Below are 19,711 nucleotides of genomic sequence, written 5' to 3'. Positions count from 1 at the left end.
CAAGGCGGGCATTCTTCATGGCTGACGGCAATTCCGAGACGAAATCCTCCAACCAAATGTGGGGCGGTCGCTTTGCCTCGGGTCCGGACGCGATCATGGAGGAGATAAATGCCTCGATCGGCTTCGACAAGAAGCTCTATGCCCAGGACATCCGCGGCTCAATAGCGCATGCGACGATGCTGGCGCATCAAGGCATCATTTCGACTGAAGACAAAGACAAAATCGTTCACGGCCTCAACACGATCCTGTCAGAGATCGAAAGCGGCCAGTTCGAGTTCTCGCGCCGCCTCGAAGACATCCACATGAACATCGAAGCGCGGCTTGCGACGCTGATCGGTCCCTCGGCCGGACGCCTGCACACCGCCCGCTCGCGCAACGACCAGGTGGCGCTCGACTTCCGCCTCTGGGTCAAGGAAGAGCTGCAGCGCACCGAGAAGGCGCTGACGGCGCTGATCGCCGCCTTCCTCGACCGTGCCGAGGAACATGCCGATACCGTCATGCCGGGCTTCACACACCTGCAGACCGCGCAGCCGGTCACCTTCGGCCACCATTGCATGGCCTACGTGGAAATGTTCGGCCGCGACCGTTCGCGCGTGCGCCATGCCATCGAGCATATGGACGAAAGCCCGATTGGTGCTGCCGCACTCGCCGGCACCGGTTTCCCGATCGACCGGCACATGACCGCCAAGGCGCTCGGCTTCGCCGGCCCGACCCGCAACTCGATCGACACCGTGTCCGACCGCGACTTCGCGCTCGAATTCCTGTCGATGGCATCGATCACGGCCACGCACCTGTCGCGCCTCGCCGAAGAGATCGTCATCTGGTCGACGCCGCAATTCGGCTTCATCCGCCTGTCGGATGCGTTTTCGACCGGCTCCTCGATCATGCCGCAGAAGAAGAACCCGGATGCTGCCGAACTGGTGCGCGCCAAGACCGGCCGCATCAACGGTTCGCTGGTCGCACTTCTGACGGTCATGAAGGGCCTGCCGCTCGCCTATTCCAAGGACATGCAGGAAGACAAGGAACAGGTCTTCGACGCCGCCGAGAGCCTCGAGCTGGCGATTGCCGCCATGACCGGCATGGTGCGCGACATGACTGTTCGCACCGACCGCATGAAGGCGGCCGCCGGCTCCGGCTATTCGACCGCGACCGATCTTGCCGATTGGCTGGTGCGCGAGGCGGGCCTGCCCTTCCGCGACGCCCACCACGTCACCGGCCGCGCCGTAGCACTTGCCGAACAGAAGGCCTGCGATCTGGCGGATCTCTCGCTTGCCGACCTGCAATCGATCCATGCCGACATCACCGAGAAGGTCTTCGACGTTCTGACGGTCGAGGCTTCGGTTGCCAGCCGCACCTCCTTCGGTGGCACTGCGCCCAACGAGGTTCGCAAACAGATCGCCTGGTGGCGCGCCCGAAACTAAGGGATGAGCGAAGGTGTGGGCGGCCTCCGCCCGCAAATTCAGGGTGCACAAGCGCCGGAAAAATCGATAAGACATCGCACCAGCATCAGTCCCGCGAAGGAAAATAACGATGACATTCACGAAGGCGGCCCGGCTTGCGCTCCTGCTGGCGATCCCCGGGCTGGTTCTTGTCGGTTGCGGACGCAAGGGCGATCTCGACCGCCCCGGTTCGACGGCGCCGATCAACACCAAGGCGCCCGCCGGCACCGTCGAGCAGAAGGAAAAACCGGACGACCGTCCTTTCCTGCTCGATCCCCTCCTCTAGATCCGCTCATCGTTTCCAACGAACCATTGAATTGATCTAACTCTTTGAAATTACGCAATTCCGGACGAAAAACCGCTTCATACTCTCCTGGAATTGCGCAAAAGCCGAGCTGCAGCCCGTGAACCACTTCCAGTACCGCGACGGAATCCTCTACGCTGAAGACGTGCCGGTCACCGACATCGCGCGCGCCGTCGGCACGCCTTTCTATTGCTATTCGACCGCCACGCTCGAGCGCCACTACACGGTCTTTTCCAAGGCCTTCGCCGATGTGGACGCGATGGTCTGCTATGCGATGAAGGCCAACTCGAACCAGGCGGTGCTGAAGACGCTCGGTCGCCTGGGCGCCGGCGTCGACGTCGTCTCGGGCGGCGAACTGCGCCGCGCCCTTGCAGCCGGCATTCCCGCAAGCCGGATCATGTTCTCCGGCGTCGGCAAGACGCCGCAGGAAATGGACCTGGCGCTGGACGCCGGCATCTATTGCTTCAACGTCGAGTCCGAGCCGGAACTCGAAGTCTTGAACCAGCGCGCCGTGCGCGCCGGCAAGCGCGCCCATGTCTCCTTCCGCATCAACCCTGACGTCGACGCGAAGACCCACGCCAAGATCTCGACGGGCAAGAAGGAAAACAAGTTCGGCATTTCCTGGGAGCGCGCCCGCGCCGTCTATGCCCATGCCGCCACGCTGCCCGGCATCCAGGTCACCGGCATCGATATGCATATCGGCAGCCAGATCACCGAACTGCAGCCCTTCGACGACGCCTTCAAGCTGCTGCGCGAGCTGGTCGACACGCTGCGCTCCGATGGCCACTCGATCGACCACGTCGACATCGGCGGGGGCTTGGGCATTCCCTACAAGGACGACAACAACCCGCCGCCGCTGCCCGATGCCTATGCGGAAATCGTCAAGAGCCAGCTGCAGTCGCTCGGCTGCAAGATCGTCACCGAACCGGGCCGGCTGATCGTCGGCAATGCCGGCATCCTCGTGACCGAAGTGATCTACGTGAAGGATGGCGGCGACAAGACCTTCGTCATCGTCGACGGCGCGATGAACGACCTCATCCGCCCGACGCTTTATGAGGCCTATCACGAGATCCGCCCTGTTCGCATCTCCGCCGCCAACGCCCCGCGCATCCGTGCCGACGTCGTCGGGCCCGTCTGCGAAACCGGCGACTACCTGGCGCTCGATCGCGAGATGGCGATGCCGAAGCCCGGCGATCTCTTCGCCATCAGCTCGGCAGGTGCCTATGGCGCCGTCCAGGCCAGCACCTACAATTCCCGTCTGCTGATCCCTGAAGTTCTGGTCAAGGGCGACCGCTTCCACGTCGTTCGTCCGCGTCAGGATTATGATGCCCTGATCGGCCTCGATTCGGTTCCGGACTGGCTCGCCTGAGGCGATCCGCACCAACGACGACAATCTGTGGATCGGCCACCCGGGCGATCACGATTCTGTTTGCGCCCTCGTCTTCGCCACAAACGATGGTATCCTGAAGGCCAGCGGAATAAGCTAAGCTGCGCCGTCTCCGGCCGCATCTCGCTTTACGATATAGGGTCAGCCACGAGCGTTGACGGGCGACCGAAAGGAAACTTGGGCGGATGACGCAATTCCGGCAGGATGAAACGCCACAACCGAAGCCGTTTTCGAGAACCCTGGCGCTGAAGAGATGGCTGGCGCGCTGGGTGCTGGTCGCCGAACAGCTTCTGCCGCGCACCCTCCTGCCCGGTTCCATCGTTCTTCTATTTCTCGCCTGCGCTTGGCTCGGCTTCTTCCGCGTGGCACCGTTCTGGCTGCATGCCGCAGCTCTCTTTGCCTTCGCCATCGGTTTTCTCGCATCGCTGTTTCCGCTGACGCGGATCCGTTTGCCCGGAAATGTCGACGCGGACCGCATGCTGGAAGAGCGCAACGCCCTGCCCCACCAGGCGATCCGCGTCCAGGACGATCGGCCGGCAACCGACAATCCACTGGGCGACGCGCTGTGGCGCGAGCACCAGGCCCGCATGGCACGGATGATCGGCGCGCTCGAGACGGGGCTTCCGCGTCCTGATATCGCCCGGCACGATCCTTTTGCCCTGCGTGCCGTACCGGTGCTTCTCGCCTGTCTCGCCTTCGCCTACTCCTATTCCAACCGCGCCGGCCTGCTCAGCGACGCGCTGCGCCTGCCGCAGGCTGCGGTCGAAACGGCCGATATCCGCATCGATGCCTGGGTGACGCCACCCGCCTATACCGGCCGTGCCCCGATTTTCCTCACCGGAAAGCCGGAGCCCGTATCGGCTGCGGAGGACCCCGGGGCCATTACCATCCCGCAATTCAGCGACCTGACGGTCCGTGTCACCGGCGCCGGACCGGACCAGATCGTCCGCTTTGCGGAAAGTGGCGCGGTCAAGGCAATCGCCATTCCGGCGGCCGGCGAGAAAGCCGGGGAAACGAAGCCCAAGCCGAAGGTAGGCGAGGCCGGGCCCAAGGTCGCCGAAATGGTTGCGTCAGAGCCTGCCCGCAACCCGAATGCCGTGCGCAACCATGTCTACAAGGTCGTCAAGGACGGCGAGCTCGTCGTCGGGGATCGGCGCTGGGCTTTCAAGATCATTCCGGATGGTGTGCCGCAGATCTCCTTCGACGGCATTCCTCGTCCGACCGTCAATGCGGCGCTGGAAATCACCTTCGCTGCAACGGACGATTACGGCATCGCCCAGGCTTGGGCCGAGATCCAGCCACTCGACGAAGCGGCAGAGGGGGCTCGCCCGCTCTATCCGCTGCCGGAATACCGGCTCGATCTGCCGCGCCGCAACGCGCGCGAAGCCAAGGGCACGACCAGCCGAAACCTCAGCGAACACCCGCTCGCCGGCAAGCGCGTGAAGGTCACCCTCGTCGCCCGCGACGCCGCAGGCCAGGAGGGCCGCAGCCCGCCGCATGAAATGATCCTGCCCGCCCGCCAGTTCATCCAGCCGCTCGCCGGCGCAGTCGCCGAGCAACGGCAGGTCTTCGCCCTCGATGCCAACGACCTGCCGCGCGCGCTCGACCTCAACGATGCCGTTGCTTCGCTTGCCGAGGACTGGATCCCCAATCTCACGCATTTCCTGCTGCTGAAATCGGCTCGCACGCGCATGGCCCTTGCCTACAACGAAGACATGCTGCGTGACGCCGCCGGATACCTATGGGAGATCGCGCTCGGCATCGAAGATGGCGACCTGTCGCTCGCCGAGCGGCGCCTGCGCGACGCACAGCAGGCGCTCTCGGACGCGCTGGAGCGCAATGCGTCCGACCAGGAAATCGCCAAGCTGATGCAGGAGCTGCGCCAGGCCATGCAGGAATACATGCAGGCCCTCGCCCAGCAGGCGGCGAAGGACCCGCGTATGGCGGGCAAGATGAACCCGAACAACATCCTGCGCCAGCAGGACCTCGAAAGGATGATGAACCAGATCGAGAACCTGGCGCGCTCCGGCGCGCGCGATCAGGCACGCCAGCTGCTGTCGGAACTGCAGCGGATGATGAACAATCTGCAGGCCGGCCGCGGCCAGCAGCAGATGGGCCAGCAGAACGATGCCATGAGTCAGCAGATCGAGAAGCTCGGCAAATTGCTGCAGGATCAACAAAAGCTCATGGACGAGACCTTCAAGCTCGACCAGGCGCAGCGCGACCGGATGCAGCGCGGCGACCCGTTGCAGGGCGAGGATAACGAGCTCTTCGGTCAGGAGATGCCGCAGGATCCGGAACAGCGCGGCGATCCGAATGGCCAGCCCAACCCGCTCGACGAGATGACCGCCGAACAGCTGAAGGATGCGCTCAAGCAGTTGAAGCAGCAGCAAGACGCGCTTGGCAAGCAGCTCGGAGAACTCAACAAGAGCCTCGAAAACATGGGCATCAAGCCGGGCAAGGGCTTCGGCGAAGCCCAGCGGGAAATGGACGGAGCCTCCGGCGCGCTTGGCAAGGGCCAGGGCGAACAGGCGGTGGGCAATCAAGGCCGTGCGCTACAGGCGCTGCGCCAAGGCGCCCAGGACATGATGAACCAGATGCAGAGCCAGGGTCAGGGCCCCGGCATGGGCGTCCCGCAATTCGGCCAGAACGGCCGCGACCCGCTTGGCAGGCCCCAGAACAACCGCGGTCCGGAATTTGGCGACCACGTGAAGGTGCCCGAGGAATTTGACACGCAACGCGCCCGTCAGATCCTCGAAGAGATCCGCCGCCGGCTCGGGGATAACCTGTCGCCGGAGGCCGAGCGGCAATATCTCGAGCGCCTGCTCGACATGCAATGAGCCCGTAGCTGGTTCGGGCCAGCCGATCCGATATTCCGGTCCTCGCGAGGCGCAGCGTTGCGGCGCCTAGAGCAATTCCAGGAAAAGTGCGAAACGGTTTTCCGTGCGGAATTGCGTAATTTCAAAGACTTAGGTCATTTCAGTGTTTCGATGAAACAATGAAATGATCTAGCCTCAAGCCCACGACCTCGGCAGCAATCAGTTGTCGGATTGGGATTCGTCAGGCAGCCAGCGCGAGCGCAACGGCCTTGCGGATATCGGGAAGGGAAAACGGCTTGGAGATGACGTCGACGATCTTGTCGGCCAGATCGTCGGCCCGCTCGCGCTGTTCGGCATAGCCGGTCATCAGCAGGATCTTCATTGCCGGAAAGGCAGCCGACGCCTGATGCGTCAGCTCGATGCCGTCCATGACGGGCATGCGAATGTCGGAAAGCAGGAGATCGAAAGCCTCGCTCTGGAGGCAGGCAAGGCCGTCGGCACCGTCGCCCGCCTCGACCGTCTCATGGCCGTCGAGCTTCAGTGCCCGCGCGACGAAGGAACGCAACGCATCCTCGTCCTCGGTAATCAGGATTTTCGCCATCATGGCCTCCGCGTTTCCGAGGCGCGGCTTTCACGCCGACGCCCGCACCTGATCCAAAAGGTTACAGCGGGCGTCGGTCATCGACCGGACACGACGGCGCTGCAGCACCGCCAATCCGATAGGGAATCACCACGCGGTACATCCCCAACCAACCAGTTTTTCGTTTGTGTTCGGTAAACGCGCGGCGACCGGATTTCAGGGTCGGCGTGCCGTTTTGACACGCCTTACTCGGCGTCGCCGGTGACGACACCTACAAAAGGCAGCTCGCGGAAGGCATAGGCGACATCCATGCCATAGCCGACAACGAAGTGATCGGGGCATTCGAAACCGACATAATCGGCTTCGAGCTCGACCTTCCGCTTGACGCGCTTGTCGAGCAGCACGGCGATCGTCACGTTGCGCGCGCCGCGCTCGTACATCAGCTCCTTGGCGAAACGCAGTGTCCGGCCGGATTCGAGAATGTCGTCGATCAAAAGCACGTCACGCCCATGCACGTCGCTGTCGATATCCTTGATGATCTTCACGCCCTGAGAGACCGTACCGAGCCCGTAGCTCGACAGCGTGATGAACTCGACTTCCGGTGCAAGGCCGGTGTTGTGCATGGCGCGGATCAGGTCTGCAGCAAAGATGAACGATCCCTTGAGCACCGCGATCACCAGCAGATCCTTGTGCGGACCGTTGACGATCATCCCGGCCAACTCGCTGTTGCGCGCGGCAATCGTTTCGGCCGTGTAGAGAGGTTCGATATTCTTACCGCGAACAACGGGCATCAAGGCTTCTCCAGCGTTTCATCCGGAAGACCAAAGCCTTCCCATCCGCGCCGCTTAGCACAATCAGCGGGCTGAAACACCGTTTTCAGCGAAGGAAACCGTCACATCGGGCATTTTTCCACCTGCATAGGGCAGCCGCGTCCTGAAATGGCGGCTCTCGCCCGGCGCGATTGCCGCGCCTTCGGGCATCACGCGCGTGGTCGTAACCTGGCGCCCGTTGGCTGCCACCCCCACCACGACGAGCGGCAGGCGCTGTTCGACATCGGAGCGGTTGTCGATCGAGCCGTAGACGGAAAGCACCCGCATGCCGCCGGAATAGTCGAGCGAGCTCGTGACCCCTGATATCGCAAGCGGCTGGATATCGGCCTGCCCGTCGCCCGCGAAACCGACGATCACCAGAAAGGATGCGAGTGCGAAACCCGCGACCAGGCCGGCGAAGCGGCGCGCCGGCATGTCGCGCAGCCGCGCTTCGGCGAGGCTCAACAGTCGGCCGGCAAGCGACGTTTCGTCGGCCACGACCGTCAAGGTCGGCCGTTTCTGATTTCCCATCTTGGCGTTGTCGTTGAACACCGGATAGGGCGTTCGGCGCGACGAGGGAGCAATCACCTCGAACTCGGCATCGACATAGTCGACGCGTCGCGGCATCGCGGCTGCCTCACGACCGCCCCGTTCGGGCGGCAGGAAGTCCGCCGAAGCGCCGGCGGTTTTGGTCCGGAATGCATGCATGACCAGTTCCTCCTGTCCCACAGGGGCACGGTGCGGCCACTCGACCTACCGCCTCGACTGCGAAACCATCGGGCAATGCGCGAACCCTTGGCATGCAAGAATCTAGGCATTGCATCAATTCTTTCCGACACGTAAACCGGAATGGTTAATGTTTCGGAAAGACGTCGCGAAAGCGGCACCTTTTCATGAAAAATTAACCGCTGCTTAACCATGATTCCGCTGGCGGTTTTGCCTTTCGAGGCTGGTCGTCCTATGCGCGGAGGACCGGAACCGGCCGTCGGTTGCAGGGCCGTGAGAGAGACTGGGCTGCCGCTTGATTCACTTTGAGAACGTCGGACTGCGCTATGGCATGGGACCGGAAATCCTCCGGGACCTGACCTTCGATATTCCGCGCCGTTCGTTCCAGTTCCTGACCGGTCCGTCGGGCGCCGGCAAGACCACCCTTTTGAGACTGCTGTTCCTCTCGCTGCAGCCGACGCGCGGCCTGATCCGGATGTTCGACCGCAACATCTCGTCGATCCCGCGCGAGGAGTTCCCGATGCTGCGCCGGCGCGTCGGCATCGTCTTCCAGGATTTTCGCCTGCTCGATCACCTGACCACCTATGAGAACGTCGCCCTGCCGCTGCGCGTCCGCGGCAAGGAGGAATCGAGCTATCGCGCCGACGTGCTGGAACTGTTGAAATGGGTCGGCCTCGGCGAGCGCATCAATGTCCTGCCGCCGGTTCTTTCAGGCGGCGAAAAGCAGCGCGCGGCGATCGCGCGGGCGCTGATCGACCGGCCAGAGATCCTGCTTGCCGACGAACCGACCGGCAACGTCGATCCGCCGATGGCCAGGCGCCTCCTCAACCTCTTCCTCGAGCTGAACCGGCTCGGCACCGCGGTGGTGATCGCCACCCACGATCTGTCGCTGATGGATCAGGTGGAGGCGCGACGCATGATCCTTTCGCAGGGGCGGCTCGACATCTATGAGTGACAGCCGCACGAAACGCCAGAAGGATGCGCCCGAGCAGGCGTCGGAGCCGCAACAACGCCGGACGGAAATGCGCGTGCGGCCGACCGGCCCGATCGTGCCTTCGACCAATGTCTCCGGCCATGCGCTGATGTGCGTCATCGCCATCATGTCGTTCCTTGCCTGCCTGACACTCGGCGGCGTCAGCATGGTCAGGGCAACGGCCCAGAGCTGGCAGTCGCAGATCTCCCGCGAGATCACCGTCCAGATCAAGCCGGACGATAGCCTCGACATGGAGAAGGCGCTCGCCGATGCCCGCGATCTGGCGCTGACCTTCAGCGGCACGACCGATGGCAAGATCGTCGATCGCGCCGCCACCGCGCGCCTACTGGAACCCTGGCTCGGCGAGGGCCTCGATCTCGACGAATTGCCGGTGCCGCGGCTGATCATCATCACCATCGACGAAAACAATCCGCCCGATTTCGCCGCCATGCGCAAGGCGCTGACCGAGACGATCCCACAGGCCTTCCTCGACGATCACCGCACCTGGGTCGACCGGCTCGTCGCCATGGCCAATACCACGGCGATGATCGGCACCGGCGTGCTGGCCCTCGTGTTCTCCGCCATGGTGCTGACGGTGATTTTCGCCACCCGCGGCGCCCTTTCCGGCAACCGTCACATCGTCGAGGTGCTGCATTTCGTCGGTGCCGAGGCCGGTTTCGTCGCCTCCGAATTCCAGAAGCATTTTCTGAGAATCAGCCTCAAGGGTGCCGGCACCGGCGGCCTGCTTGCCGCGCTGTCCTTTGCGCTTGCCGGCTTCTGGCAGTCGCAGACATTGGCAACACCGCAGACCGATCAGGCAACCGCCCTCTTCGGAACCTTTACCATTGGCTATGGTGGCTATCTCGGTATCGCCGCCATCATCGTCGTCATCGCCATCCTGACGACCGTGACCGCTCGCCTCACGGTCATGCGCACGATCTACGAGATCGACCTCATCCGTTCGGACCCCGGCCGCACGGATCTCTACCAGAGCTGAACCGCCCGATGTTTCGCCGTGCCTCGATCTATTCCTTGCCGTAATCTGTGGCTATGTGAAGAGAATCATGATGGCGCGAGAATTACGCGGGAACGGGATGGCCGGAGGAGGCAAATGGCAGGGGAAAGCCGACGATGGCCGGCGGCCCCGCAGCCTCTTGCGCAAAATTCTCCGGCGAACGTTCTTCGTCCTCCTGTTACCGCTCGCGCTCCTGATCGGCGCCTTCCTCAATTTCGCCGACACCGTCGCATCGCTGCAGCCACCCGTGCATCCCAAGGCGGATGCGATCGTCGTCCTGACCGGTGGTTTCCAGCGCATCGACCAAGCGGTCGATCTCTTGAAGGGCGGCGCCGGAAAGCGCCTGCTCATCTCCGGCGTCCACCCGACGACCACCGGCAGCCAGATCCGCCGCAACACCCAGAGCTCCGCCGATCTCTTCAAATGCTGCGTCGATATCGGTCATGAGGCGATCGATACCATCGGCAACGCCACCGAGACGGCACAATGGATCCGTGATCGCGGCTATACGAGCGTGCTCGTCGTTACCAACAACTACCATATGCCACGCAGCCTGCTGGAGCTTCGGCGTACCCGCCCGGAGACGGAATTCATCCCCTACCCGGTGGTCAATTCGGATCTCAAGACGACGAACTGGCTGCGCAACCCGATGGTACTGAAATCGATCCTCCTGGAGTTCGGGAAGTATACGATCGCATCGGTTCGCGATCTCGCCGGCGCCCGGCCGACGAGCGGCCTGCGCACCGATTCCTCACGCGCCACGCCGGCGGAAGAATAGAGGCCATCGAGAACGTCGATGGCCTAAAGTGAGAGAGGGCAGTTTTCCTTCTGCACGGTTTCGTGTAGGCAGCGATCAATCGGCCTGACGCCGAGCCCCTTAAGAACTCGCCTACGAGAGCGTACCTGATGATCGTCTTGCGTTCGATCCTTTTCAACATGGTGTTCTACGCCAATCTGATCGTGCAGATGATCGTGCTGACGCCGATCTATTTCCTGCTGCCGCGCAAGAAGGCCTGGTTCGTTCCCAAGAACTGGGTGCGCAGCAATCACTGGCTGCTCGACAAGATGGTCGGGACGACCTTTGAGATCGAAGGCTTGGAGAACCTCCCGAAGGTCCCCTACATCTTCGCTCCCAAGCACCAGTCCTTCTGGGATGCCTATGCGCTGCTCCCCTGGCTCGACGATCCCTTCTACATTCTGAAGCGTGAGCTCACCTGGATCCCGCTGTTCGGTTGGTACATCCTCAAGCAGCGCATGGTTCCGGTAAACCGGGCCGCACGCGGCAAGGCGATGACCAGCGTCATGGATCGCACCAAGCAGGAAATGGCAACCGGCCGCGAACTCATCATCTACCCGGAAGGCACGCGCCGCCCGCCGGGCGCTCCGCCGGAGTACAAGTACGGCATCGCCCGCCTCTACCGCGACCTGAACGTGCCCGTCGTGCCGGTCGCCATGCATCCCGGCCTCTTCTGGCCGCGCCGCAAGTTCCTGCGCTTTCCCGGCCACTTCAAGGTCCGCATCCTGCCGCCGGTCGAGGCGGGCATGGATCCGGATGCATTCCTTGCCAAGCTCATGGAAGTCACGGAGAAGGCCAGTGACGAACTGCTTGTCGAAACGGTGCAGAACAATCCGCACCTGCCGCTGCCGCCAACCGCCGAGCAAAGGCTGAAGGAACTGAAGGCCGCCGGCAGGGCCTGAGCGATCAGGCCCGCGCACGCTGGCGTGTCTGCTCGAGCAGGCCCACCACCTCTTCCAGCCAGTGATCGCGGATGCCCATTTCCTTGAGATGGGCAAGCGTGTTGAACACATACTCGCTGTTCGGCCCGGATTTTCCGGTCGAAACGGCGACGATATCGGCCGCCTCACCGGTGCTGAGCGTTCCGGCATACTGGACGTGGTCGCGGTCGATGACATAGGCAAGCGCCGGCACCCGCCGTCCATCGGCAAGCAGCACCGGCATCGTGCGCTCCTTGTAGACATGCGTCACCAGTTCACGCTCGCGCAGATAATCGGTAACACTCTCCCGCTGCCCACGCTCGACACGAAAAGCCGTGCCGATGCAGGAGCCGCCTCGGTCGAGCCCAAGCACCAGTCCCGGCCGCTGTTCGGTGCCGCGGTGAACCCAGGAATGCACGCAGAGCGACCGGCGATAGCCGAATGCGCGTGCCGTCAGCTTCTCCTCGAAGGCAAAGCCGGGGTTCCACATCAGCGACCCGTAGCCAAAGACCCAAAATTCGTCCATATCCACTGTCATTCAACCCGCGCTGTCTGCTCTCGCCACCGAATCACCATCGGCTTGTAGGAATGGTCAGCCATGTCGGTTTCTACGGCACAGCATCTCGGCACGAAAGAGACAAGCTCGTCCTCGTGCACCCGAAGACAAGAATAGTTTTGCGGATCGGCGGCGCCACCCGAAAGGCAGCCGCAGTCCAGTTTAGAGTGAGGTATCCGCGCCCATGTCGGCAACCGCAGTTTCCAATCCCTCGCCGGTCAGCCGGAAGTTCCGCTGGCTGACGGCAGGCATCGTGCTTGTCGCCGGCATCTATTCGGCCGGCTGGTTCCTCGCCGCCGATCAGATCGAGAAACGCCTCACGGCCCGTCTTGCCGATGGACAGGCAGCCGGCCTCGGCGGCGAATGCACGAACATGGACGTGCGCGGCTTTCCGTTCCGAATCGGCCTCTTCTGCGACAAGGTCCACCTCGACGACACCCGCCATGGCACATCCGCCTCCTTCGGGGCGCTGCGCACAGCCGCCCAGGTCTACCAGCCCGGCCACGCCGTGATCGAGCTCGACGGCCCGGCCGAAATCCGGGCGTCGCCCGGCCTCAACGTCTTCGCCGACTGGACGCTGCTGCATGCGAGCGTGCGTGCGACCTTGTCCGGTGTCGACCGCACCTCGCTCACCTATGACAACCTCACCGGTCGGGTGCGCCTGCCGCTTGCGGGCGACGGTCTTGGCTTCGGCGCCAGCCACGGCGAACTGCACCTGCGCCAGAACGGCGCGGATCTTGATGCCGCTTTGAGCGTCGACAAGCTCGACCTTCGTCCGGAGGAAGGCCCGAGCTACGCGCCGCCGGCCACGGTGGCTGCGGACCTGACCTTCACCGACAAGGCCGGGTGGATGGCAACCACACCGACACCGGAGATGTTTCGCGGCAGCAAGGGCGAACTCCGACAGCTCACCCTCGATCTCGGCTCCGGCATGAACGCCAAGCTTTCCGGCCCCTTCTCGGTCAACGATCAGGGACTGATTTCCGGCGAGTTCTCGCTGACGATGACGAATATCGAGGCCTGGCGGGCCAATCTGGTCAAGCTGATTCCCGACGACGCCAACCTCGTCGACAACACCGCGAACATGCTGAAGGCGCTCGCCAACGGCAAGGACGAGGCGACCGTGAAGCTCAACGTGCGCGACGGCACGGCGTTTCTCGCCTTCATCCCGATCGGCGTCCTGCCGACGCTCTAGATCGTCGAACACCCGCTTCCGGACGGAAGACCGTTCCTCGGTCTTCCTCGACTTGCTCAGCTTATTTCTGATCCATGGCATGCCGGCCGAAGTCCGGCATCGCCGTATCCTGGCCCGCCTGGATGATCGAGCGGCGGATGGCGCGGGTGCGGGTGAAGAGGTCGAAGAGCTTCTCGCCGTCGCCCCAGCGGATCGCCCGCTGCAGATAGGCGAGATCCTCCGAAAACCGTGCCAGCATCTCCAGGATCGCGTCCTTGTTGTGCAGGCAGACGTCACGCCACATGGTGGGATCGGATGCCGCGAGACGGGTGAAGTCGCGGAAACCCGAGGCCGAATACTTGATGACTTCGGACTCGGTGACGGTCTCGAGATCATCGGCCGTTCCGACGATGTTGTAGGCGATGATGTGCGGCAGATGCGAAACGATCGCCAGCACCTTGTCGTGGTGCTCGGCGTCCATTTCCTCGACCATCGAGCCGAGCGTTTCCCAGAAACGCCGGAGCCGCGCGACCGCTTCCCCATCAGCGCCCTCCGGCGGCGTCAGGATGCACCAGCGGCCGCGGAAGAGGCCGACGAAGCCGGCATCCGGGCCCGAGTGCTCGGTACCGGCGATCGGATGCCCCGGCACGAAATGAACGGTCTCGGGCAGATGCGGCGCCATCTGCGCGATCACCGAGCCTTTGGTCGAGCCGACATCGGTGACGATCGCACCGGGCTTCAGATGCGCGGCAATCTCGGCCGCGACGGCACCGGACGCGCCGACCGGGACCGAGACGATCACGAGGTCGGCGTCGCGAACGGCGTCGGCCGCAGACAGTGTATAGCGATCGCCGAGCCCGAGCTCCTGCGTACGCTTCAGCGTCGCCTCGCTGCGCGTGGAGACGACGAGCGTACCGGCAAGCTGCTTCTCGCGGATATCGCGCGCGATCGACGAGCCGATGAGACCAATGCCGATGAGGGCGATCGTTTCAAACTGCTGAGCCATTATTTCCGTCCCATGAATTCGATCAGCGCCGCGATGACGCCTTCGTTGGCTTCTTCCGAGCCGATGGTCATGCGCAGCGCATTGGGGAAGCCGTAGCTGCGGACCGCCCGCAGGATATAGCCGCGGCTGGTTAGGAAATCATCGGCTTCCTCGGCCCGCTTGCCGTTTTCTTCCGGAAAGTGGATCAGCACGAAATTCGTGACCGAGGGCGTGATGCGCAGCCCGATCGCTTCGAGCGCTTCGCTGACACGCGCAAGCCAGGTGAGATTGTGATCGACTGCCGTTGCCACGAAAGCCTGATCACGGATCGCCGCAGCACCCGCCGCGATAGAGGGCGCACTGAGGTTGAAGGGCCCGCGGACACGGTCGACCGCGTCGATCACCTCCGGCGGTGCATACATCCAGCCGATGCGCAAACCCGCAAGACCGTAGATCTTCGAGAAGGTGCGGGTCATCACCACATTGCGGCTGGCCGAGACGAGCTCCAGACCGGCGGCATAGTCGTTGCGGCGCACATATTCGGCATAGGCCGCATCGAGCACCAGCAGCACACCCTCGGGCAGCCCCGCATGCAGCCGGCGGACTTCATCGACGGGGATGTAGGTGCCGGTCGGATTGGCCGGGTTCGCCAGGAAGACGACCTTGGTGCGCTCGGTGACCGCCGCGAGAATGGCATCGACATCGACGCGCGCATCCTTCTCCTTGACGGTAATGGGCGTCGCGCCCGCCGCCAGGATCTGGATCTTGTAGACGAGGAAGCCATGCTCGGTGATGATGCCTTCGTCGCCGGGCCCGAGATAGGTGTGGCAGAGAAGCCCGAGCAGCTCGTCCGACCCATTGCCGCACATGATGTTTGCCGGGTTGAGGCCGTGCACAGCACCGATCGCCTCTCGCAGCGCCCGCGCCTGGCCATCCGGATAACGTTCGAGGTTGAAGGCAGCCGACTGGAAGGCCTCGATCGCCTTCGGGCTTGCGCCAAGCGGTGTCTCGTTGGACGAGAGCTTATGCACCTTGGCGACACCCGGCGCGTGCTCCTTGCCCGGCACATAAGCGGCAATATCCAGGATGCCGGAACGCGGCTCAGGGCTCTTCGAAGCAAGGCTCATCGGGTCAGCTTTCTTTGGCCATCAAAGTGCTGCAGCGACCGATACGTGCCTTGGGAGGCGCGCGGCGCTGCAGGCAGGAAAAGAGGTCAAGCCATTAGCGGCGCAAGCGGCTTTTGTCGAGGGTCCGCCGCGGTTCCCAGGCAGGTTAGCGGGTGGGACGCGGCCTCTCGCGCGTGCTCGGCACGCCCTGCGGCGCCAGCACCGGCACGAAGACGCGGCGCGATGCGCGTGCGGCGACCGGCAGCCCCTGGTAAAGCCGCTTCTGCGCCTCGACGACGATGACGCCGGAGAAGACCGGCCAGAGCGAACGGCCGAGCCGCTCGAAGCCCCGACGCAGCCGCAGGATCGCCCTGAGTTTCGACGGCGGGAAGAAGAGCGCATCCGCCGTGGCACCTGGCGTGAAGTTGGTCTCGCGCAGCAGCGCCGTCAGCTGCCCACGCGAATAGGGTCGCCCGGAACCGAAGGGCGTGTGTTCCATGCGCGCCCAGACGCCGCGCCGGTTGGGCACGACGATGATAAGGCGACCGCCTGGCGCCAGCACCCGCCAGATCTCCTTCATGGTCTCCCGCGGGCTTTCGGCGAATTCCAGCGAATGCACCATCAGCACCCGGTCGATCGAGGCGTCGGGCAGCGGCAACTCCTCATCGAACACCAGCGCCGTCGAGGAGAGCTCGGCAACCGGCCAGTTCACCGCCCCCTGCCCCGCCGGCATGAAGGCGAAGGTGCGCTCCGTGTCCTTGCGGAACCGTTCGAGATAGGGAACGGCATAGCCGAGGCCGACCAGCCGCTCGTCCGGGAGCCGCGCCCAGACGGACGAAAGCGCCATGGTGACGGATTGCTCCGCCATCCGGCCGAGCTCGGAGTGATAGAATTCTCGCAGGTCGACGATATCGGTGTGCATTCGCAACATGTTAGCTTCGAAGCGGTAGACTTCAAGGTAAGGCTCGCTACATTCGGCAGCATTCCCTCTCTTCTGACCGGAGGACGTGCCATGGCCGCGCTCGAACTCGACCTCTTCCTCTGCCGCACCGATAATTTCGGCGTGCTGATCCACGATCCCGAAAGCGGCCTGACCGCCTCTATCGACGCGCCGGAAGAGGCGCCCATCCTGGAAGCGCTGGAGCGGCGCGGCTGGAGGCTTACCCACATCCTGACGACCCATCATCACGGCGATCACGTGGCGGCAAATGACGCCCTGAAGGAACGCTTCGGCGTCACGATCATCGGGCCTTTCGGGGAAGCCTCGAAAATTCCGGGGCTCGACAAGGCCGTGCGCCATGGTGAGCGCTTCGATTTTGCCGGTCGTTCCGTCGAGGTGATCGAGACCCCGGGCCACACGGCCGGTCACATCTGCTTCCACTTCCCGCAGGACAGGCTGCTGTTTGCCGCCGACACCCTGTTTGCGCTGGGCTGCGGTCGTCTGTTCGAGGGGACGGCAGCGACCATGTGGCAGTCTCTCAGCCGGCTGATGGCGTTGCCGGATGACACGACGGTCTATTTCGGCCACGAATACACGCTGTCCAACGCCCGCTTCGCGGTCACGGTCGACCCCGAGAATGCCGAGCTCAAGGCGCGCGCCGCCGAGATCGAGGAGACGCGCTGCGACGGCGGCTTCACCGCACCGACGACGATCGGCCTGGAGAAGCGCACGAACCCGTTCCTGCGCGCCACCGACCCGGGCATCCGCGCCCATCTTGGAATGCAGAACGCCGACGATGCCACGGTCTTTGCCGAAATCCGCAAGCGGAAAGATAATTTCTAGTGGCTGAGACGCAATCGGCGGCGGAGATCATCAAGGCACTCGGTTTGGCGCGCCATCCGGAGGGCGGCTGGTACTTCGAGACCTTCCGCGATACGGCTGGTGGCCCACGCGGGCATTCGACGGCAATCTATTATCTGTTGGAGCGCGGCGAGCGCTCGCACTGGCACCGTGTCCGCGACGCGGTCGAGATTTGGCACTATCACGCCGGTGCGCCGCTCGAACTCAGCATCGCCGAAGATGGAAAATCCGCCGAGACGCTGCGGCTCGGGTCCGACATTCTGAGCGGAGAACGACCGCAGGGCGTGGTCCCGGCCGATTGGTGGCAGTCCGCCGCCTCGCTTGGCGAATGGACGCTGGTCGGCTGCACCGTCGCGCCAGCATTTGATTTCGCCGCCTTCGAAATGGCGGCCCCCGACTGGCAGCCGCCCAAGCGATAACAAGCCCGGTTATTCCGCCGGCTGGGCCACCGTCGCACGATTGCGGAAGATCATGTCCTTTGCAGCAAGCACTGCGCCGCCGGTCACGAACAGGCAGGCGAGCGCGATGCGCCAGGACGGCTCGGCAAAACCGAACAGGATCAGGATCAGCGTCGAAAGCACCGGCGCCGCATAACTCGCGACGCCGAGAAGCTGGATATTGCCGTTCTTCACCCCAAAGTCCCAGGCATAGAACGCCGCTCCGACCGGCAGCAGCCCGAGGCCGACGACCGCCAGCCACTCGAAGGTCGTCGCCGGCCAGACGGTCGTTTCGAGCGCCAGATGGCAGACGAAAGACAGGATCGAGGTCGCAAGACAAAATCCTGTCACGACATCCGTCGAGACCGCTTCGAAGCGGCGGGTGATGAGCGAATAGCCCGACCAAGTGAAGGCGCAGAGAAAGGCGGCGCCGTAGCCAAGCAGATAGGCATCGTCGAAGGCAACGCCATTGCGCGCCACGATCAGGATCGTGCCGACGAGGCCGGCGAGTGCGCCGGCGAGATGATACCAGCGCAAGCGCTCGCCCGGCAGCAGCGCCGAGCCGACGACGATCAGCAGCGGCCAGAGATAGGCGATCAACCCGGCTTCCACTGCCGGGGCGTTGCGCAGGGCCGTGAAATAGAGAAAATGATAGCCGAACAAACCGGCGATACCCGTGATCCAGACCTTGGCGGGTTGCTTGAGCAGCGCCAGGCGCTCCGGCCTCATCCCCAGCACCACCAGGCCGGGCAGGCTGCCGATCAGGAAGCAGATCGCCGAAAGCTGGAACGGCGGCATCTTGCCGGATGCTGCCGTGAACAGCGCGAGCAGCGACCACATCAGGATGGCGGAAAAGCCGATCAGCGTTGCCTTGAATGTCATAGTCGTCCCCTCGCGCGATTTCTCTCACGGAAACCTGCGCCGATAAAATCTTCGTGCTTCGTGGTATTTAACCTTTTAGTTGCACACGACCGCGCGTCAACCACCAAATCGCGTCGCCGAGACCGTGACCGGTCCGAGCTTGGTGGGGATGCGGACATAGACGGGGGCGTAGACGTTCACGTTGGGCGCCTTGGCAAACCAGATTTCCATCGTCTGCAGACGACGCAGATACTCGACATCCTCGCGGCCCTTCTTGTAGCCGGCCTTCGGCACGAAACGGATACCGCAGACGATCACCTCCCCTTCGAAGCCCTTGGTCTTGAAAGGCTTGGTCCCCTTCGGTGAGAGCTTGATGTCGAGCCGCGACTCGCCATCAAAGATCGGCAGCGTGTTGGGGCACACGCGCGCCTCGGCGGGAATGATGAGGCCCGAGAGCGGGTCGAGCACGTTGCGCATGTCGCGTGAGGTGACGGGCACCCAGTTCTTCGGCAAGGGCGTCCGCTTCGGCGTCATGCTGGCTTGCACCACATTGCCGTTGCGATAGGTGACGTTGATCGCCCTGCTCTTCGATCCACTGCGATAGGACATCGAATAGTGCGAGGCGCGCAGGTAGTCCCTGCCGATCACACCCGAAACCTGCGTCTGGCCCGATGTGTGGCTCAGGATGTCGAGCAGACCGGCCGACTTCAGCGTTCCGGATATCGTGTAGCGATTCTTCTGAAGCTCGGTATGGAAGGAGGCGCGCGCAACCGGCAGACCGGCGAGCGAGATGCTGTAATCCGTCAGATGTTCGACATCGGCGGCCGACGATGCTGTGGAAAACGAGACCGCGGACAGCAACGCCGCCACGCGAAAGCCATTTCGCAACTTCATGCCCTTAAAAAATCCATCGCTTGAATATCGCCGCAATACCCTGAAATGCAGGCTCTTTGCGGCTTTTCTACGCCCAGTTCGCTGCAGCCGGTCGTCGGGCCGGCCCCGTGGCCGCCACACGTCCTCATG

The 19,711-nt window shown here is 63.5% G+C and carries 20 protein-coding genes; 11 read left to right on the top strand and 9 right to left on the bottom strand.

The genetic code is table 11. The annotated features are described in order from the left end of the window. Positions 1–17 precede the first annotated feature (17 nt). The 4 genes from argH (at position 18) to ACTJKM_RS03990 (ending at position 5,970) form a co-directional block, all read left to right on the top strand. Positions 18–1,421, top strand: coding sequence for an argininosuccinate lyase (argH, locus tag ACTJKM_RS04005; RefSeq protein WP_057254770.1), 1,404 nt, complete (start codon positions 18–20; stop codon positions 1,419–1,421). A 109-nt stretch (positions 1,422–1,530) separates the two neighbouring features. Continuing rightward, a complete protein-coding gene (lptM, locus tag ACTJKM_RS04000; protein ID WP_057254769.1) occupies positions 1,531–1,725 on the top strand; it encodes an LPS translocon maturation chaperone LptM in 195 nt (64 codons plus the stop codon). Between the two features lie 118 nt (positions 1,726–1,843). Beyond that, entirely contained in the window at positions 1,844–3,112 is a 1,269-nt protein-coding gene (lysA, locus tag ACTJKM_RS03995; protein ID WP_057254768.1) for a diaminopimelate decarboxylase, read from the top strand. Between the two features lie 203 nt (positions 3,113–3,315). Further along, a complete protein-coding gene (locus tag ACTJKM_RS03990) occupies positions 3,316–5,970 on the top strand; it encodes a TIGR02302 family protein (protein WP_058325831.1) in 2,655 nt (884 codons plus the stop codon). 220 nt (positions 5,971–6,190) lie between these two features. Here ACTJKM_RS03990 and ACTJKM_RS03985 read toward each other — a convergent pair whose 3' ends face one another. The 3 genes from ACTJKM_RS03985 to ACTJKM_RS03975 all read right to left on the bottom strand — a co-directional run bounded on the left by ACTJKM_RS03985 (position 6,191) and on the right by ACTJKM_RS03975 (position 8,046). Then, positions 6,191–6,550, bottom strand: a complete 360-nt coding sequence (locus tag ACTJKM_RS03985; protein ID WP_057254840.1) for a response regulator — start codon at positions 6,548–6,550, stop codon at positions 6,191–6,193. A 224-nt stretch (positions 6,551–6,774) separates the two neighbouring features. Beyond that, positions 6,775–7,320: a hypoxanthine phosphoribosyltransferase gene (gene hpt, locus ACTJKM_RS03980; protein WP_057254766.1), complete on the bottom strand. Its 546-nt coding sequence runs from the start codon at positions 7,318–7,320 to the stop codon at positions 6,775–6,777. 63 nt (positions 7,321–7,383) lie between these two features. After that, positions 7,384–8,046: a hypothetical protein gene (locus ACTJKM_RS03975; RefSeq protein WP_057254765.1), complete on the bottom strand. Its 663-nt coding sequence runs from the start codon at positions 8,044–8,046 to the stop codon at positions 7,384–7,386. Positions 8,047–8,359: 313 nt separating this feature from the next. On the opposite strand from ACTJKM_RS03975, the gene ftsE reads away from it, so the two are divergent. From ftsE to ACTJKM_RS03955, 4 genes are all read left to right on the top strand, one after another. Further along, positions 8,360–9,019: a cell division ATP-binding protein FtsE gene (gene ftsE / locus ACTJKM_RS03970; RefSeq protein ID WP_057254764.1), complete on the top strand. Its 660-nt coding sequence runs from the start codon at positions 8,360–8,362 to the stop codon at positions 9,017–9,019. Continuing rightward, positions 9,012–10,034: a cell division protein FtsX gene (locus tag ACTJKM_RS03965; RefSeq protein ID WP_058321087.1), complete on the top strand. Its 1,023-nt coding sequence runs from the start codon at positions 9,012–9,014 to the stop codon at positions 10,032–10,034. The genes ftsE and ACTJKM_RS03965 overlap by 8 nt, the downstream gene beginning before the upstream one ends. Before the next feature lie 97 nt (positions 10,035–10,131). Beyond that, positions 10,132–10,830, top strand: coding sequence for a YdcF family protein (locus ACTJKM_RS03960; RefSeq protein WP_057254762.1), 699 nt, complete (start codon positions 10,132–10,134; stop codon positions 10,828–10,830). Between the two features lie 128 nt (positions 10,831–10,958). Next, complete coding sequence (locus ACTJKM_RS03955; RefSeq protein WP_057254761.1) at positions 10,959–11,750, top strand: lysophospholipid acyltransferase family protein; 792 nt, start codon at positions 10,959–10,961, stop codon at positions 11,748–11,750. Positions 11,751–11,754: 4 nt separating this feature from the next. Here ACTJKM_RS03955 and ACTJKM_RS03950 read toward each other — a convergent pair whose 3' ends face one another. Next, a complete protein-coding gene (locus tag ACTJKM_RS03950) occupies positions 11,755–12,306 on the bottom strand; it encodes a gamma-glutamylcyclotransferase (protein ID WP_057254760.1) in 552 nt (183 codons plus the stop codon). A gap of 202 nt (positions 12,307–12,508) precedes the next feature. On the opposite strand from ACTJKM_RS03950, the gene ACTJKM_RS03945 reads away from it, so the two are divergent. After that, positions 12,509–13,519, top strand: coding sequence for a DUF2125 domain-containing protein (locus ACTJKM_RS03945; RefSeq protein WP_058321083.1), 1,011 nt, complete (start codon positions 12,509–12,511; stop codon positions 13,517–13,519). Between the two features lie 61 nt (positions 13,520–13,580). Here the strand turns inward: ACTJKM_RS03945 and ACTJKM_RS03940 are convergent, their stop codons facing one another. From ACTJKM_RS03940 to ACTJKM_RS03930, 3 genes are all read right to left on the bottom strand, one after another. Continuing rightward, positions 13,581–14,504 carry a prephenate/arogenate dehydrogenase family protein gene (locus tag ACTJKM_RS03940; protein WP_057254758.1) on the bottom strand — a complete coding sequence of 308 codons (924 nt, stop codon included), beginning with the start codon at positions 14,502–14,504 and terminating at the stop codon, positions 13,581–13,583. Next, positions 14,504–15,610: a histidinol-phosphate transaminase gene (gene hisC, locus ACTJKM_RS03935; protein WP_058321082.1), complete on the bottom strand. Its 1,107-nt coding sequence runs from the start codon at positions 15,608–15,610 to the stop codon at positions 14,504–14,506. The genes ACTJKM_RS03940 and hisC overlap by 1 nt, the downstream gene beginning before the upstream one ends. A 145-nt stretch (positions 15,611–15,755) precedes the next feature. Continuing rightward, positions 15,756–16,520, bottom strand: coding sequence for a class I SAM-dependent methyltransferase (locus ACTJKM_RS03930; protein WP_093233941.1), 765 nt, complete (start codon positions 16,518–16,520; stop codon positions 15,756–15,758). 81 nt (positions 16,521–16,601) lie between these two features. Here ACTJKM_RS03930 and gloB point away from each other — a divergent pair, with 81 nt between their 5' ends. Both gloB and ACTJKM_RS03920 read left to right on the top strand, forming a co-directional pair. Further along, entirely contained in the window at positions 16,602–17,372 is a 771-nt protein-coding gene (gene gloB, locus ACTJKM_RS03925; RefSeq protein WP_057254755.1) for a hydroxyacylglutathione hydrolase, read from the top strand. After that, the gene (locus ACTJKM_RS03920) at positions 17,372–17,809 is read left to right on the top strand and encodes a cupin domain-containing protein (RefSeq protein ID WP_058321081.1); all 438 of its coding nucleotides are present in this window, start codon (positions 17,372–17,374) and stop codon (positions 17,807–17,809) included. The genes gloB and ACTJKM_RS03920 overlap by 1 nt, the downstream gene beginning before the upstream one ends. Before the next feature lie 9 nt (positions 17,810–17,818). Here ACTJKM_RS03920 and yddG read toward each other — a convergent pair whose 3' ends face one another. Together yddG and ACTJKM_RS03910 are read right to left on the bottom strand one after the other, a co-directional pair. Then, a complete protein-coding gene (yddG, locus tag ACTJKM_RS03915; RefSeq protein ID WP_058325832.1) occupies positions 17,819–18,709 on the bottom strand; it encodes an aromatic amino acid exporter YddG in 891 nt (296 codons plus the stop codon). A 96-nt stretch (positions 18,710–18,805) separates the two neighbouring features. Beyond that, positions 18,806–19,582 (bottom strand): DUF3108 domain-containing protein, encoded by a 777-nt coding sequence (locus ACTJKM_RS03910; protein ID WP_057254753.1) that lies wholly within the window; start codon positions 19,580–19,582, stop codon positions 18,806–18,808. Between the last annotated feature and the right edge of the window lie 129 nt (positions 19,583–19,711).

The organism is Ensifer sp. 22460, assembly GCF_052044935.1.
Taxonomy (GTDB): domain Bacteria; phylum Pseudomonadota; class Alphaproteobacteria; order Rhizobiales; family Rhizobiaceae; genus Ensifer.
Note: the sequence above shows the minus strand (reverse complement) of the source record. Positions and strands in the feature narration are given on the sequence as shown.